Origin of the sequence: Nocardiopsis ganjiahuensis DSM 45031 (assembly GCF_000341085.1) — a bacterium.
Lineage (GTDB): Bacteria > Actinomycetota > Actinomycetes > Streptosporangiales > Streptosporangiaceae > Nocardiopsis > Nocardiopsis ganjiahuensis.
The window spans coordinates 23584-38110 of the sequence record NZ_ANBA01000027.1; the positions used below are offsets into that span (position 1 = coordinate 23584).

Here is a 14527-nt window from a genome sequence, read left to right on the forward strand (position 1 = left end):
CACTGTTGACGGTCAGGTTTTAGGAGGACGTGTGGACGAGATCAACGAGGTGCTCCGGAAGGCCCCTCTGTTCGAGGCGCTGGACGAGGAGGACACGGCCGCGCTCCGCTCCTCGGTGAACGAGGTGCGTCTCGGTCGCGGTCAGACCCTGTTCAACGAGGGTGACGAGGGCGACCGCCTGTACGTGATCCTCAGCGGGAAGGTGAAACTGACCCGCACGGCCGTGGACGGCCGCGAGAACCTGCTGGGCGTGCTCGGCCCCAGCGAGATGTTCGGTGAACTGTCGCTGTTCGACCCGCGCCCGCGTACCGCGAGCGCCGTGGCCGTCACCGACTCCGTGCTCGCCGGGCTCGGCCACGACGACCTGCGGCCGTTCCTGTCCAGCCGCCCGCAGGTGGGGCTCCAGCTGCTCAAGTCGCTGGCCGCCCGTCTGCGCCGCACCAACGACGTGATGGCCGACCTGGTCTTCACCGACGTGCCCGGCCGTGTGGCCAAGGCCCTGCTCGAGCTCGCCGACAAGTTCGGCAAGGAGGGCGACGACGGCCTGCACGTTCACCACGACCTCACCCAGGAGGAGCTGGCCCAGCTGGTGGGCGCCTCCCGTGAGACGGTCAACAAGGCCCTCGCCGAGTTCGCCCTCCGCGGCTGGCTGCGGATCGAGGCCAAGGCCGTGGTCCTGCTGGACGTCGAGCGCATGCGCCGCCGCGCCCGCTAGACCGCTTCAGCAGAACTCAAGACGCTGTGCGGCCGTCACCCTTCGGGGGTGGCGGCCGCAGCGCTGTCCCGGCCTCCTGGAGGCCTCTCAGCGCCGCGCGGAGGCGACTCGGGTCCGCACCGGGGCAGTCGGGGCCGCGCAGAGGCACCCGGGACCGCGCCGGGGCAGAGGGAACCCTGCCGGACCGGCCTCGGACCCTGACCGCGTCCGGGCCCCGGATCAGTTCTCGACGCCCTCGGGGAGTTCGCCCCTGGTCGCCAGGTAGCGCAGCTGCGCCCGGACCGAGGAGGCGGCCGCGGGACGGATCCGCTCCACGACGTCCGGGTAGACGCGGTCGATGATCTCGTCGACCGCGGTCGCGCCAGCCTCCACCGCGTCCCGCACCTGGGCCAGGCGCGACTCGCGGTGGTCGATGTAGGAGTTGAGCGCCGCCAGCGGAGACGTCAGGATCGGGCCGTGGCCCGGCAGCAGGGTCCGCACCTGGTGTTCCCTGACCAGGTCGCGGAGCTTGTACAGCGAGTCCATGTAGGGGGCCAGGCCGTCGTCGCCGTCGATCACCGTGGTGCCGTGGCCCAGGATCGTGTCGCCGGTCAGGACGGCGCTGTCGGCCTCCACGAACAGGCAGACCGAGTCGTCGGTGTGCCCGGGGGTCGTGATGACCCGGACCTCCAGCCCGTCCGCGTCGAGCAGCTGGCCGTCCTCCAGCCCCGAACCGCTCACCCGCATCTCCGGGTCGACCGCGTGCACGGGGGCGCCGGTCAGGTCGGAGAAGTACCGCGAACCCTCCGTGTGGTCGAAGTGCCGGTGGGTCACCACCGTCATCAGAACCTGGGCGCCCTGCTCCTGCACGGTCCGCGCCACCCGCTCCAGGTGCCGCTCGTCGTGCGGCCCGGGGTCGACGACCACGACCCCGCGCGCACCCGGTTCCCGCAGGATCCAGGTGTTGGTTCCCTCCAACGTCATCGGGCCTGGGTTGGGGCACAGTACGCAGCCGGCGCGCAGTGTCCCGGAACCGTCGATCCTCATCGCACCTCGCTTCGCTCGCCGAAACCGGACTGGTCTGAAGGACGGCCAAGAGGACATGCTGGGAAACCTATCCGTGACGAGGCGATCCACACCGCTGGGTGAGGACGCTCAGGGCGTCGCGTCGGGTTTCGGTAGGGGGAAGTCGCTCCCGTCCGGGGCAACGACACGGATCTGGCCGTCGATCACACGAACGTCCGGTTCGATGGGAACGATATCCCGTCGGGCCTGTCGCACACCTCGGAGGGTCCGCCGGTCCGCCAGCTCAGCGCAGGCGATCACGGTCGGCGGCAGCATCGGCATCCGCCCGGCCCGCCATTCACCGGCGACCACGGACGGGTCCGTCCACCGGGTGAGGTCGGCCTCCCCGCCGACGTCGCGCGAGGTCTGCCCCGGGGGGAGCTCGGCGGTGAAGAACCAGGTGTCGAAGCGGCGCGGCTGGTCCTTCGGGGTGATCCACCGGGCCCAGGCGCGCAGCCACTCCGAGCGCAGCACGAGCCCGCGCCGCCGCAACACCTCGGTGAAGGAGTGGGTGTGGTCGATGAGGCCGACCCGGTCCCGTTCCCAGTCCTCGGTGGCGGTGTCCAGGGTGATGGCCTCCTCCCCGGCCCGCTCCGGTTCGCTGGCCAGCAGGACGCCGGTCTCCTCGAAGGTCTCCCGGACGGCGGCACAGACCAGGGCCCGGGCCATCGGCACGTCGGTGCCCAGGGTCCGCGCCCACTCGCCGGGGCTCGGGCCGGTCCACGGAAGGTCGCCGTCGGCGTCGCGCTCGTCCACCCGGCCGCCGGGAAAGACATAGGCGCCCGGGGCGAAGCCCATGGAGGAGACCCTGCGCATGAGCAGGACCTCCATGGAGCCCTCCGCCCGGGATCCCCCGGCGGCCGTGGGGGCCGCGGTGCCCGCCGCCGGACGCAGAAGCATCACGGTGGCGGCGGGTCGGGGCCGGGCCACACCGTCGTTCTCGGTCATCGACGTACTCCTGTCGTTCGCGAAAGCCCCGCTGTGGCCCGGGTCGTCCTCGGGTCCGGTCAGCGGACCTCGACGATCATGTCAACCTCGACCGGGGCGTCCAACGGCAGGGCCGCGACACCGACGGCGGCGCGGGCGTGCACCCCGGCCTCCCCGAAGACCTGACCGAGCAGCTCGCTGGCCCCGTTGATCACACCGGGGTGGCCGGTGAAGTCGGGGGCGCTGGCGACGAAACCGCCCACCTTCACGATCCGCACCACCTTGGACAGCTCCCCGACCTCGGCGCGCACCGCCGCGATGGCGTTGAGCGCGCACACGGCGGCCAGGTCCTTGGCGGCCTCGGCGTCGACCTCGGCCCCGACCTTGCCGGTCGCGGGCAGCTCGCCCCCGACGAACGGCAGCTGGCCGGAGACGTAGACGTGGTCACCGCTGCGGACGGCCGGCTGGTACACCGCGACCGGGGGGACCACCTCGGGAAGGGTCAGACCGAGTTCGGCGATCCGGTCCTCGGGGGTCGCCATCTACTTGGCCCGCTTCATGTAGGCGACGTACTGCTGGTTGCGCGGGTCGGTCCCCTCGGGCAGCGGCGCGGGCACGACGGAGACGAGCTCCCAGCCGTCCTCGCCCCAGTTGTCCAGGATCTGCTTGGTGGCGTGCGACAGCAGAGCCACGCTCTGGTACTCCCACTTGCTCATCGGTCTACCCCTCTCGGTCGCCGGCGGCCCTGTGGGACCGCACCTCAACGCCGCTCACCTTACTCACCCGCACCCACCCGGCAGTCCAGGCCGACCCGGTGACACCTCGCCCGCGCCGGGGGCAGTGCCCGCACATAGACTCCGTTGGGTGAACGATCGTGAACAGGGACCGCGGACCAGCGGCCCGGGGGCGGCGTTCGCCGGTGCCCGACTGCACATCGTGACGGGCAAGGGCGGCACGGGGAAGACGACGGCGGCCACGGCGCTGGCGCTCTCCCTGGCCTCCCGGGGCGGACGCGTGCTCCTGGTCGAGGTGGAGGGCCGCCAGGGCGTGGCCACCCTGCTCGGGAGCCCCGCCCTGCCCTACGAGGAGCGCGAGATGATCTCCGCGCCGAACGGCGGCTCCGTGCACGTGCTGGCGGCGGACGCCGAGGCGGCCCTGCTGGAGTACCTCGAGATGTTCTACGGGATGCGGCGGGCCGGTCAGGCGCTCACCCGGCTGGGCGCCGTGGACTTCGCCACCACCATCGCGCCCGGCCTCCGGGACGTCCTGCTCACCGGCAAGGCCACCGAGGCGGTCCGGCGGCGCGCGGGCGGACGGCGCCGCTCCACGGACACCCCCGCCGACGCCCCCTTCCACTACGGCGCGGTGGTCATGGACGCGCCGCCCACCGGGCGGATCGCCCAGTTCCTGAACGTCAACTCCGAGGTGGCCGGGCTCGCCCGGGTCGGGCCGATCCGCAACCACGCCGACCGGGTCATGGAGGTCATCCGCTCCGAGCAGACCCGCGTGCACTTCGTGACCCTGCTGGAGGAGATGCCCGCCCAGGAGACCCGGGACGGCATCGCCGAGATCCGGGGCATGGGGCTCGACGTGGGTGCGGTCGTGGTGAACATGGTGTCCCCGCCGCTGCTCGACGGGGCCGGTCTGGCCGCCGCCGCGGCCGGGGAGCTGGACACCGCGGAACTCGCCGCGGGGCTGAAGGCCGCGCGGCTGGACACCGCTCGCACGGGGGAGCACGAGGCACTGGCGGCGGACCTCGCGGAGGAGGTGCGGGCGCACGCGCTGCGCCACCTCCTGGAGGAGAGGGTCCGCGGGGAGCTCGAGGGGTTGGGCCGCCCGTTGGTGGAGCTGCCCAGGCTGGAGGGCGGGGTGGACCGCGACGCGCTGTCCCACCTGGCGCGCGGGTTCGCCGAGCAGGGGGCGGGACAGTGACGGAGACGAACGACGTGCGGGAGACCGCCCGACTGGACGTGGACGCACTCCTCGACAGCCCCCGGACACGGATCGTCGTGTGCTGCGGTGCGGGCGGGGTCGGAAAGACCACCACCGCGGCCGCACTGGGGCTGCGGGCCGCCGAACGCGGACGGCGGGCCGTGGTGATCACCGTGGACCCGGCCCGGCGCCTGGCGCAGTCGATGGGGCTGGCGGAACTGGACAACACTCCGCGTCCGGTGCCGCTCCCCGAGACGGCCCGGGGCAGCCTGCACGCCATGATGCTCGACATGAAGCGGACCTTCGACGAGGTCGTGAAGGAGCACGCCGACCCCGAACGGGCCCGCCAGATCCTGGCCAACCCCTTCTACCAGACCCTCTCCACGAGCTTCTCCGGCACGCAGGAGTACATGGCGATGGAGAAGCTGGGGCAGCTGCGCCAGTCCGACGAGTGGGACCTGATCGTGGTGGACACCCCGCCCAGCAGGTCGGCGCTGGACTTCCTCGACGCGCCCGAGCGGCTCGGCCGGTTCCTGGACGGCAAGCTCATCCGCTTCCTGAGCACCCCCGCGAGCGGGGCGTTCCGGCTGCTGGGGGCCGGGTTCAACGTGGTGAGTTCGGTGGTGGGCAAGATCGTCGGCGCCCAGTTCCTGGCCGACCTGCGTTCCTTCGTCTCGGCCTTCGACACGGTGTTCGGCGGTTTCCAGGAGCGGGCCGAGCGCACCTACCGGCTGCTCCAGACACCGGGGACGGCGTTCGTGGTGGTGGCGGTCCCGGACACGGACGCGATGCGTGAGGCCTCCTACTTCGTGGACCGGCTGGCGCAGGAGTCCATGCCCTTGGCCGGGCTGGTGATCAACCGGACCCATCCGCTGCCGTCCGGCCCCGGGGCGCGCCTGGGGTCCGCCGAGGCGCTGGCCGCGGCGGGGGACCTCGCGGAGGCCGGCACCCACCCGCTGGCGGTGGCGGCGCTGCGGCTGCACGCGGAGCGGGTTCGGACCCACGAGCGCGAGACACGGCTGCGGGCCCGGCTGCTGTCGGCGCACCGGGGGGTCCGGGTGTCCGAGGTCGCGGCACGGCCCGAGGACGTGCACGACCTGGCCGGGCTGCGCGGGATCGGCTCGGCGCTCGCCGGGGAGGCCGGACAGACCGGTGAGGGGACCCGGCGGAGGGAAGGCGACGGGACCGGGCAGGAGGACCACTGAGACCCGACGGGTTTCGGGCCGGGTCTCAGGCGGCTGGGTCCCCCAGGGTCCGCGCGTAGCGGGAGAGATCGTCCTCGCCCTCTCTTCGCGCCTCCTCCAGGAGGGGACCCCAGTCAGTGACCTCGGGGTGCTTGCGCAGCAGGGAGCGGCGCTCGCGTTCGGTCATACCGCCCCAGACCCCGAACTCGACCCGGTGGTCGAGCGCGTCTGCCAGGCACTCGTTGCGCACGGGGCAGCCGTGGCAGAAGAGCTTGGCCCGGTTCTGCGCGGCCCCCTGAACGAAGAGGGCGTCGGGGTCGATTCGTCGGCACAGAGCCTTCGTCGTCCACTGATTGGTCCACATGTGGCCCACTTCCCAGACGTGTGCTTGCGCTCGCGGTCACAGGTGGTTGGTGTGCTCTGGTTGAGTGGAGGTGAACACGGTGGCCTCCCGCTACCGCGTGGGGTGCGACGTACACGTGCTGTCACGGCACCCCCCGTTATCTCGAAATTACGGTTCGGATCGCCGCGCCAACAGAACCCACTCGACCCACTTTCCGTCTCAGGGATATGGCCCGAGCGGGCCATTGCGTGGCCGACCGGACCCCCTCCCCGACCGGGGCAGGGGTACATATCTGCCGAACCGCGCCGGGACCGGTCAGCGATAACCGTGGAAAGATGGTCCGGGGGCACGGCTCGTGCGTCGGCTTGGGCGATTCGGCGTGAGAACGCACCGTCCGTCGCCGACAGCACCGTTTTTGAGCGTTCGTGGTCACTTAGTCTGATGGGGTGGGTCAGGGGACATTGCTTCAAAGAATCAGCCAACTGGTGGTCGTCGGCGTGATCGCCGGTCTCCTCGTCGCCGCACTGGCCCTCCCGGCAGTCGGCGGCATGGGGATCACGGCCCGCAACATCGCCAGCGGCTTCCTGGACATGCCCAGCCAACTCGAGACACCGCCGCCCCCGCAGCGGTCCACCATCTATGACAGCGAAGGCGGCGTGATCGCCGAGATCTTCGACCAGAACCGCGAGCTCGTCGACATCGACGACATCTCACCGGTGATGGTCGACGCGATCCTGGCGATCGAGGACGCCCGCTTCTACGACCACGGCGGCCTGGACGTGTCCGGCACACTGCGTGCCGCTCTCCGGACCGTGGGCGGGAACACCGAGGGCGCCTCCTCGATCACCCAGCAGTACGTGAAGAACGTGCAGATCGAGGCCGCGACCTCCCAGGAGGAACTGGACGAGGCCCGCGAGGAGACCATCGCCCGCAAGATCCGGGAACTGCGCTACGCGGTCGCCCTGGAACAGCGGATGTCGAAGGACGAGATCCTCGAGGGCTACCTCAACATCGCCTACTTCAGTGACGGCGCCTACGGCGTCGAGTCCGCCGCGCAGCACTTCTTCCAGGTGCCCGCGAGCGAACTGGAGCTGCACCAGGCCGCGACCATCGCCGGCCTCGTGCGCTACCCGTACCTGTACAACCCGCGCTTCTTCCCGGAGCAGACCACCGAGCGGCGCAACGTCGTCCTCGACCGCATGGTCGCCACCGGCGCCATCACCGAGGCGGAGGCCGAGGAGGCCAAGGCCGAGGACATGGAGCTGGAGCTGGACACCCCGCCCAACGGGTGCGTCCCCAGCGACCAGCCGTTCTTCTGCGACTACGTGGTGCAGGAGATCGAACAGGACGAGCGGTTCGGCCCCAACGAGACCGAACGGGCCCGCTGGCTGCGCACCGCGGGCCTGGAGATCCACACGACCCTGGACCCGCAGACGCAGGAGGCGGGGCAGAAGGCCGTGGACAAGTGGGTTCCGCGCGAGAACGAGTCCCGCAAGGTGGCCGCGCAGGCGGTCGTCGAACCGGGCACCGGCCACATCCTCGGCATGATGCAGAGCCGCAACTACGGTCCCGACGAGAGCAAGCTCGGCGAGACCTCGATCAACTTCACCACCGACTCGGACCGCGGCGGCAGCAGCGGCTTCCAGGCGGGATCGACCTTCAAGGCGTTCACCCTGGCGGCGGCGCTGGAGCAGGGGATGCCCTTCAGCACCTCGTTCAACTCGCCGAGCTCCACCACGGTGAGCGGACAGGTCTCCTGCAAGGGCGGGCGGCTGGAGTCGTGGTCGCTGAGCAACGCCGGTGACAGCAACGCGGGCAACCACAACATGGTGTCCGGCACCAAGGCCTCCTCCAACACCTACTTCGCCCAGCTCCAGGCCCGAGCCGGACTGTGCAACACGATGGAGATGGCGGAGAAGCTCGGCCTGAAGCGCGCCGACGGCACCCTGTTCACGGAGAACGACAACTCCCTCGCCAACAGCAGCTTCACCCTCGGCAGCGAGGAGGTCTCCCCGCTGCGGGTGGCCAACGCGTACGCGACCTTCGCCTCCGGCGGCACGTACTGCGAGCCGCAGGCCATCACCCAGATCGAGGACCGCCAGGCGGGCGCCACCATCGACATCGAGCCGCAGTGCGAGCGCGTGATCGACGAGGAGGTCGCCGACGGCACCAGCTACCTGCTGTCGCAGACCTTCAACGGCGGTACCGCCTCCAGCCTGGGCATCGGGCGTCCGGCGGCGGGCAAGACCGGTACCACCGACGGTTCAGCGGCGGCCTGGTTCGCCGGGTTCACCCCGCAGATGGCCAGCAGCGTGTTCGTCGGAGACCCGCGCGGTCCCCAGCAGTACCCGCTGCGCAACGTCAACATCGGCGGTCGCCCCTACGGGGTCGTGTACGGGGCGACGATCCCCGGACCGATCTGGCAGGAGACCATGCGCGGCGCCCACGAGGGCCTGGAGACCGAGCAGCTGGCGTCCGCGCCGGGCAAGTTCGGCTCGACCTCCGAGCCGCGCGCTCCGGAGCCGGACGACGATGACGACGACGGGGACGAGGAGGCCAGCCCGGCCAGCGACGACGGCGGTGTGCCGGACGTGGTGGGCATGACCGAGTCGGCCGCGGTGGCCGCGCTCGAGGGCGCCGGTTACGTGGTGAACGTGTCGGGGACGGCCGTCCGGTCCGCCGAGTCGGAGGGTTCGGTGGCCGCGGTCAACCCGAACCCGGGCACCCGGCTTCCCGAGGGTGCCACCGTCAACGTGTTCCTGAGCAGCGGCGGCGGCCGGGCCAACACCGACCACTCCCCCGACAACGGTGACTGGTACCCGGTGACGCCCGCGACCGCCCGGGACGACGGGGACTGATCCCGCAGGGAACGGAAAACACGATGAGGGGGCGGTGGTGACCTGGTCACCACCGCCCCCTCATCGCTGCCACAGGCCCTCGTGGAGGGCCCGGGACCGTCCGAAGCCGGGCGGGTCCGGGCTCAGCCGGAAGAGCCGGGAGCGGTTAGGCCAGCTGGCTCTTGACCTCGGCGGCCACGCGGGCGCCGTCGGCCCGGCCGGCGATCTGGGGGTTGACGATCTTCATGACCTTGCCCATCTCCTTCATCCCGGTGGCTCCGGTCTCGGCGACCGCGGCGGCCACCAGCTGGGAGAGTTCGTCGTCGGTGAGGGGCTTGGGCAGGTAGTCCGAGAGGACCTCGCTCTCGGCCCGCTCGTTGGCGGCGGCCTCGGGGCGGTCACCCTTGTCGAAGGCCTCGGCGGCCTCGCGGCGCTTCTTGGCCTCGCGGATCAGGAGCTTGGTGACCTCGTCGTCGCTGAGGGTCCGCTGGGAGGAGCCCGCGGACTCCTCGGTGGCGATGGTCGTGAGCACCATGCGCAGGGTGGCGGTGCGGACCTTGTCCTTGGCCTTCATGGCGGTGGTCAGGTCGGACTTGAGGCGGGCTTTGAGTTCGGACATGACCTGATCCTATGACCGCGCCGACCGACCCCACCAACGGTTTGCGCACGGGGCGGCCGACGGATCTGAGACGATCGGTCGACGACGAAGGAGGGCCGGATGGGATCCGACAACAGACCGCTCCTGCGCCGGATCGGGCGCGCGGCCGCGATCACCGGCGCGGTCGGTGCGGCCGGACTGGGGTACGCCTCGGTGATCGAACGAAACTGGTTCCGGCTCCGCCGGTACGAACTCCCCCTGCTGCCTCCCGGCAGCCCGCGCCTGCGCGTCCTGCACCTGTCCGACGCGCACCTGACGCCGGGCCGGAAGATGCTCATCGACTGGATCCGCGGCCTGGAGGCCTACGAGCCCGACCTGGTGGTCAACACCGGTGACTCGCTGGCCCACCCGGAGGCGGTGGGGCCCTTCATGGACGCCCTGGGCCCGCTCCTGGACCGGCCGGGCGCGTTCGTGTACGGGTCCAACGACCTGTTCTCGCCCCAGCTGAAGAACCCGGCGCGCTACCTGTGGCGGACCAGCAAGACGGACTACAACAAGCGCCGGGTGCCGGACCTGCCCTGGCGTGAGCTGGGATCGGCGATGTCGGCCTCGGGCTGGCTCGACCTGAACAACCACAAGGGCTCCCTGAAGGCCAACGGCCTGGACGTGGCCCTGGCCGGTGTGCACGACTCGCACATCAAGCTGGACCGCTACGACGACGTCGCGGGCCCGGCCGACCCCGCGGCCGACATCCGGCTGGGTGTCCTGCACTCACCGGAGCCCGCGAACCTCGACCGCTTCGAGGCCGACGGCTACCAGCTGCTCCTCGCCGGCCACACGCACGGCGGCCAGCTGTGCCTGCCGTTCTACGGGACGCTGGTCACCAACTGCGGGATCGACCGGAAGCGGGCCTGGGGGCTCAACGGGTACGGCGACGCGTGGCTGCACGTGTCCGGCGGCCTGGGCACGTCCCCGTACGCCCCGGTGCGGTTCTGCTGCCGCCCCGAGGCCTCGCTCCTGGACCTCGTCGCCCGCCCCTGAGCAGCCGATTCCGCCCCGGCGAAATTGGCGTGCACAAGCACTCCCCGAGTCCGCTAGACTTGGGGACGTTGCTTCGGGGTGTAGCGCAGCTTGGCAGCGCGCTTCGTTCGGGACGAAGAGGTCGTGGGTTCAAATCCCGCCACCCCGACCAGCACGAAGGCCGGTCCTACGGGACCGGCCTTCGTCGTGTTGAGGGCCAAATAGGGGGCCAGTAGTCTCACCAGGCTGCTCCCAGCGACCAGCGCAACGAGCCGACGCCTCGCAGGATAGATCCCATGATCCTATGAAGCATGTAGTGGTCCTAAGCGTGGGCCTCAGTGAAAACGGGTGTAATCTACATCTATATCAATCTGATTCTTTCGTATCAGATTGATATGAAGGCCAGGCAGAGCCTCGACACCGCCAGCAAAGCAAAAGCCGAGGCCCTACCCGCCAAATGGTCGGCCCCTCCACACAGGAGGGGTCGGCCTAGCTACTCCTGATGATCTCCATCAGGAGGCGACACAGGGCCTCCATGAAGCGCCAAAGCCCAGGCTCGCGCCACCTGGGGGGCCTGTGAACCGGATCCATACTTTCTCCTCTCTGAAACACCTGCACCTTGCAGGCGTTCTTTAGCCGCCAGCACTACATCTGGCGGAGATCTCGTGAGTGGAGAACGAAGGATCCTCGTTCCTAAATTTAGCGCCTTCCCAGACAGCTTGAATTTCTGTACCTGAAATTCGCAGGTCAAACCCTAGGTCTAGAAACTGGTTATCAGAAGACGGGAGCGGCGCTTGACCTGCGCAGCCCTCGGAAGCCGCGCGCCACCCCAACCAGAACCACCAATCACTCATGTGTCGCAAGTCACTTTTCTGGATCTATCCGAAGAGGTCTCCCCTCACCTCCGCGCCCTCCGTGATGACCGACCGGAGCTCCTTCCGGTACACGATCTCCGTGGTCGCGGTGCTGCTGTGACCATGGCGCGCTGCTCCACCCAGCTTTGTTGCTGTTCGGTGGGTGGATCAAATTCCACGACAGGCTCGGCTTCCAGGTGCCAGTCTTCTTCACACTGGGTTCTGCGCAGCGAGCGTTTTCTCTTTGCACAGGCCAAACAGCGTGATTCGAGCATGGACCCGCTGGGGACGTCGATCACCTCGGTGGCACCGGTCGCGATGTTCGTACGTCGAAGGGAAACGGGCCGGATGCACACCCCGTGATCGGCGGTGACCTGTTCGGCCACTTCCCGGGCCAGGGGTTGCGCGAGTCGTTCGGCCCGGGTGGACTTACCGGTAGGAGTCGGCATCAACCCACCACCCAGAACCGCTCCGCATCCCAGGAGCACCACGCCCGCACGGCTCGGAAAGGATCCCCCACGTGGCCGGTCGGCATCGCGCGCCTGACGACCCCGAGGCCAGGAAGCTCGAACGCGAGGTCATGAAGCGCGAGCGTGCAACGACCACTCCCGAGCCCGCAAACCGGTGGCTGGTCAAGTTTTCGATCGTCGGCCTGGTGCTGACCGCCGCGATCGGTGTCTTCGTGTGGATCGAGCACCCGCGAGGAATGTGGGCCGTGGGGTTGAGTGCGCTGATCCACCTGATCAATCTCTTCCAGGAGATCCGCGCCCACCTGAGGTACAGAGCGGCCCCTCAGCAGGAAGACGCACCGCTCTGACACAGCACCACCGGACCAGCCCTGCAAGCACAGAGCGGATTCCCCCGATCCCCGCAGTTGACCCAGGAGAGAGACCGATACATGCGCAGTAGGCGTCCCCAGCCATGGCTTCTGCTCTTTGCTGTCGCTACCGTCGCGTTGACGACGAGCCTCCTGCTCTGGGCCGAGGATTTGCTGCGAACAGACAGCATCTGGGCCGCATTCGTCTGTTCCCTGCTCGCCTTGGTAGCGTGCGCGATCCTCTACGTACATGAGTGGGTTGAGTACCGCCGACATCACGCCACTTCCTCATGCGAGGAGACGCCCCGTCCGTAACCACTCGTCATAGCGGTGATGTCCTCGTCCGAGACGTAGGCGGCCCGTACCCGTACCGGGGAGGGTGAGGTTTCCAGGCGGACGTAGGCCACCCCGGGGAGGGTGGGGTCGATCAGGTGCGCCTGGGCTCCGCGTTCCCGAGCGCCTTCGCCGAGGACCATGTCCACCTGGGATGCCTCATCAAGGCGACGGCGCGAGTGCCGTCCCGGCAGCGGAAGCGTCCGGCTCGGGTGTCTGGCTCCAGCGCTGTCGGGCACCTCGGACCGAAACAGTGGTGATCCGAGTACCGACCGCAGGCGCTTTCAACCGCGTCGTAGGACAGGACGAACACATCCGCTCTTACGTGTCGTCAGCCGCTTCTAGGCTTACGCCATGGGTCTGGCGGACATCACACAGGATGCGGTTCTCAAGGCGATCGCCGAGTACGACGAACTCGGCCAGGACGTCTTCCTCGACACCTACGGGTTCAAGCCCGCACGCTCGTACACGCTGCTCTACGAAGGCAGGGAGTACGACTCCAAGGCCATCTGCGGAGTAGCCCACAAGTACGCGAACGGCCGGCCTCTTCCGGCCTCGGAGTTCTCAGGAGGAGCAGCCACCGTGGCCAAGACTCTGAACTCGCTCGGTTTCAAGTTTCACGCCCGAACCAACCTTCCGTGGGTATGGGACGAGCTGATACTGGCCTGCGACCTGTTGGCACGGCACGGCTGGAAGACGCTGGACACCTCCAGGCCGGAGGTGGTCGATCTGTCCGAGATCCTTCGGCTCCTGCCCCTGCACCCCGTGGAGCAGCGTCCCGCTAACTTCCGCAGCCCATCGAGCGTCAGGCTGAAGATGGCGAACATCCGCGACTGGCACCCCTCGCACACGACGAAGAAGACCAATGGCGGCGTGCTGGACCGCAGGATCGGCGAGGCATTCCTCGAAGATCCCGAGCGCATGCACGCCGCGGCCAAGAGCATTCGTGCAGGTGTCCTCTCGGGCGACCTCGCTGATCTGCCCGCGTTCGAGGAGGAGGAAGCGGACGAGGAGATCAGCGCTCCCGAGGGCCGGCTGCTCGTCCGGAAGCACTACGCACGCGAGCGCAGCCGCAAGCTCCGCACCCGGAAGATCGCCAGGATCCGGGCCGAGGGAAAGCCCATCTCCTGCGAGGCGTGCAGCTTCGACTTCGCGACGGCCTACGGCGACCGCGGCAGCAACTACATCGAGGTGCACCACATCGTCCCCCTCCACCACATCGGGGAGAGCGAGACACGACTCGACGACCTCGCGCTCCTGTGTGCCAACTGCCACCGCATGATCCACGTGTCCAAGCCCTGGCTGACCGTCGACCAGCTCCGCACCCTTGTGAAGGAACAGCGCCAGACCCAGGTCTGACCGGAGCCGCGGGAGCCCCGCTGTCAATGCACATTCAGTGCGCATGGCTCCGGGAGAGCCCCAAAAAGGCGAAAACCGACCAGGACGAAGGACGAGGTCAGGGCCGGTTCTCGGAGTTCACCCACAGGCCACCGCAGGGCCCAAGTACGGAAAGAGGCCGTGGGTTCAAATCCCGCCACCCCGACAGAGCGAGAGGCCGGTCCTTCGGGACCGGCCTCTCGGCGTTCATGAGGGCTGAGCGCCCAGCCGCCAAGGGCCGGGTGCCGGGGCCTCAGGCGGTTTCGGGGGTGTCACCCATCGCCTCGAAGAGCTGGTTGCGCTGGACCGTGCCGAGCCGTTCGTCGTCGGTGACGGCCGACGCCTCCCAAGCGGGACCGCCCTCAGCCGGGGGCAGGCTTTGCACGCTCACCTCGACACCCTCGTCCTCCGGCTCCCCGGGCGCGGATCGGTCACCAGCGGTACTGGTCGGGTCTGCCATGACGGTTCCCTTCCGTGCTCCGGAACGGAGGGGGTGGAGCACGATTGACTCACGTTAGCACCGGCCGCGGTTCCGGAGGCGGCCTG

15 protein-coding genes, 1 tRNA gene and 1 pseudogene are annotated in these 14527 nt (G+C 69.4%); 8 read left to right on the top strand and 9 right to left on the bottom strand.

Translation table 11 applies throughout. The features are described from left to right. Positions 1 to 31: 31 nt before the first annotated feature. The gene (locus D458_RS0128610; protein WP_014908639.1) at positions 32 to 715 is read left to right on the top strand and encodes a Crp/Fnr family transcriptional regulator; all 684 of its coding nucleotides are present in this window, start codon (positions 32 to 34) and stop codon (positions 713 to 715) included. A 219-nt stretch (positions 716 to 934) separates the two neighbouring features. Here the strand turns inward: D458_RS0128610 and D458_RS0128615 are convergent, their stop codons facing one another. From D458_RS0128615 to D458_RS35885, 4 genes are all read right to left on the bottom strand, one after another. Further along, complete coding sequence (locus D458_RS0128615; RefSeq protein ID WP_017590153.1) at positions 935 to 1741, bottom strand: MBL fold metallo-hydrolase; 807 nt, start codon at positions 1739 to 1741, stop codon at positions 935 to 937. A 108-nt stretch (positions 1742 to 1849) separates the two neighbouring features. Then, positions 1850 to 2707, bottom strand: coding sequence for an NUDIX hydrolase (locus D458_RS0128620; protein ID WP_017590154.1), 858 nt, complete (start codon positions 2705 to 2707; stop codon positions 1850 to 1852). A 59-nt stretch (positions 2708 to 2766) separates the two neighbouring features. Next, positions 2767 to 3228, bottom strand: a complete 462-nt coding sequence (locus D458_RS0128625) for a RidA family protein (RefSeq protein ID WP_017590155.1) — start codon at positions 3226 to 3228, stop codon at positions 2767 to 2769. Further along, positions 3229 to 3402: a DUF4177 domain-containing protein gene (locus D458_RS35885; RefSeq protein WP_017590156.1), complete on the bottom strand. Its 174-nt coding sequence runs from the start codon at positions 3400 to 3402 to the stop codon at positions 3229 to 3231. A gap of 148 nt (positions 3403 to 3550) precedes the next feature. Here D458_RS35885 and D458_RS0128635 point away from each other — a divergent pair, with 148 nt between their 5' ends. Both D458_RS0128635 and D458_RS0128640 read left to right on the top strand, forming a co-directional pair. After that, positions 3551 to 4618 (top strand): ArsA-related P-loop ATPase, encoded by a 1068-nt coding sequence (locus D458_RS0128635; protein ID WP_017590157.1) that lies wholly within the window; start codon positions 3551 to 3553, stop codon positions 4616 to 4618. Further along, positions 4615 to 5823 (top strand): ArsA family ATPase, encoded by a 1209-nt coding sequence (locus D458_RS0128640; RefSeq protein WP_017590158.1) that lies wholly within the window; start codon positions 4615 to 4617, stop codon positions 5821 to 5823. The genes D458_RS0128635 and D458_RS0128640 overlap by 4 nt, the downstream gene beginning before the upstream one ends. 25 nt (positions 5824 to 5848) lie before the next feature. Here the strand turns inward: D458_RS0128640 and D458_RS0128645 are convergent, their stop codons facing one another. After that, positions 5849 to 6166 carry a WhiB family transcriptional regulator gene (locus D458_RS0128645; RefSeq protein WP_017590159.1) on the bottom strand — a complete coding sequence of 106 codons (318 nt, stop codon included), beginning with the start codon at positions 6164 to 6166 and terminating at the stop codon, positions 5849 to 5851. Positions 6167 to 6606: 440 nt separating this feature from the next. Between D458_RS0128645 and D458_RS0128650 the strand changes: the two genes are divergently transcribed. Continuing rightward, positions 6607 to 9003, top strand: coding sequence for a penicillin-binding protein (locus D458_RS0128650; RefSeq protein WP_026119774.1), 2397 nt, complete (start codon positions 6607 to 6609; stop codon positions 9001 to 9003). A gap of 145 nt (positions 9004 to 9148) precedes the next feature. Here D458_RS0128650 and D458_RS0128655 read toward each other — a convergent pair whose 3' ends face one another. Next, positions 9149 to 9601, bottom strand: a complete 453-nt coding sequence (locus tag D458_RS0128655; protein ID WP_017590161.1) for a GatB/YqeY domain-containing protein — start codon at positions 9599 to 9601, stop codon at positions 9149 to 9151. A gap of 99 nt (positions 9602 to 9700) precedes the next feature. Between D458_RS0128655 and D458_RS0128660 the strand changes: the two genes are divergently transcribed. Next, positions 9701 to 10621, top strand: a complete 921-nt coding sequence (locus D458_RS0128660; RefSeq protein ID WP_017590162.1) for a metallophosphoesterase — start codon at positions 9701 to 9703, stop codon at positions 10619 to 10621. A gap of 74 nt (positions 10622 to 10695) precedes the next feature. Further along, positions 10696 to 10772: transfer RNA gene (locus D458_RS0128665), tRNA-Pro, on the top strand. A gap of 726 nt (positions 10773 to 11498) precedes the next feature. Here the strand turns inward: D458_RS0128665 and D458_RS37760 are convergent. After that, entirely contained in the window at positions 11499 to 11903 is a 405-nt protein-coding gene (locus D458_RS37760; protein WP_338037030.1) for a replication initiator, read from the bottom strand. A gap of 71 nt (positions 11904 to 11974) precedes the next feature. Here D458_RS37760 and D458_RS0128680 point away from each other — a divergent pair, with 71 nt between their 5' ends. Further along, positions 11975 to 12271: a hypothetical protein gene (locus D458_RS0128680; RefSeq protein ID WP_017590165.1), complete on the top strand. Its 297-nt coding sequence runs from the start codon at positions 11975 to 11977 to the stop codon at positions 12269 to 12271. Positions 12272 to 12546: 275 nt separating this feature from the next. Here the strand turns inward: D458_RS0128680 and D458_RS0128685 are convergent. Next, positions 12547 to 12774 (bottom strand): annotated as a pseudogene (locus D458_RS0128685) (cell division protein FtsK); the annotation flags it as partial. A 184-nt stretch (positions 12775 to 12958) separates the two neighbouring features. Here D458_RS0128685 and D458_RS0128690 point away from each other — a divergent pair. Further along, the gene (locus tag D458_RS0128690; RefSeq protein WP_017590167.1) at positions 12959 to 13963 is read left to right on the top strand and encodes an HNH endonuclease; all 1005 of its coding nucleotides are present in this window, start codon (positions 12959 to 12961) and stop codon (positions 13961 to 13963) included. Between the two features lie 271 nt (positions 13964 to 14234). On the opposite strand, the gene D458_RS0128695 is transcribed toward D458_RS0128690, so the two are convergent. Beyond that, positions 14235 to 14441 (bottom strand): hypothetical protein, encoded by a 207-nt coding sequence (locus D458_RS0128695; protein ID WP_017590168.1) that lies wholly within the window; start codon positions 14439 to 14441, stop codon positions 14235 to 14237. Positions 14442 to 14527 lie beyond the last annotated feature (86 nt).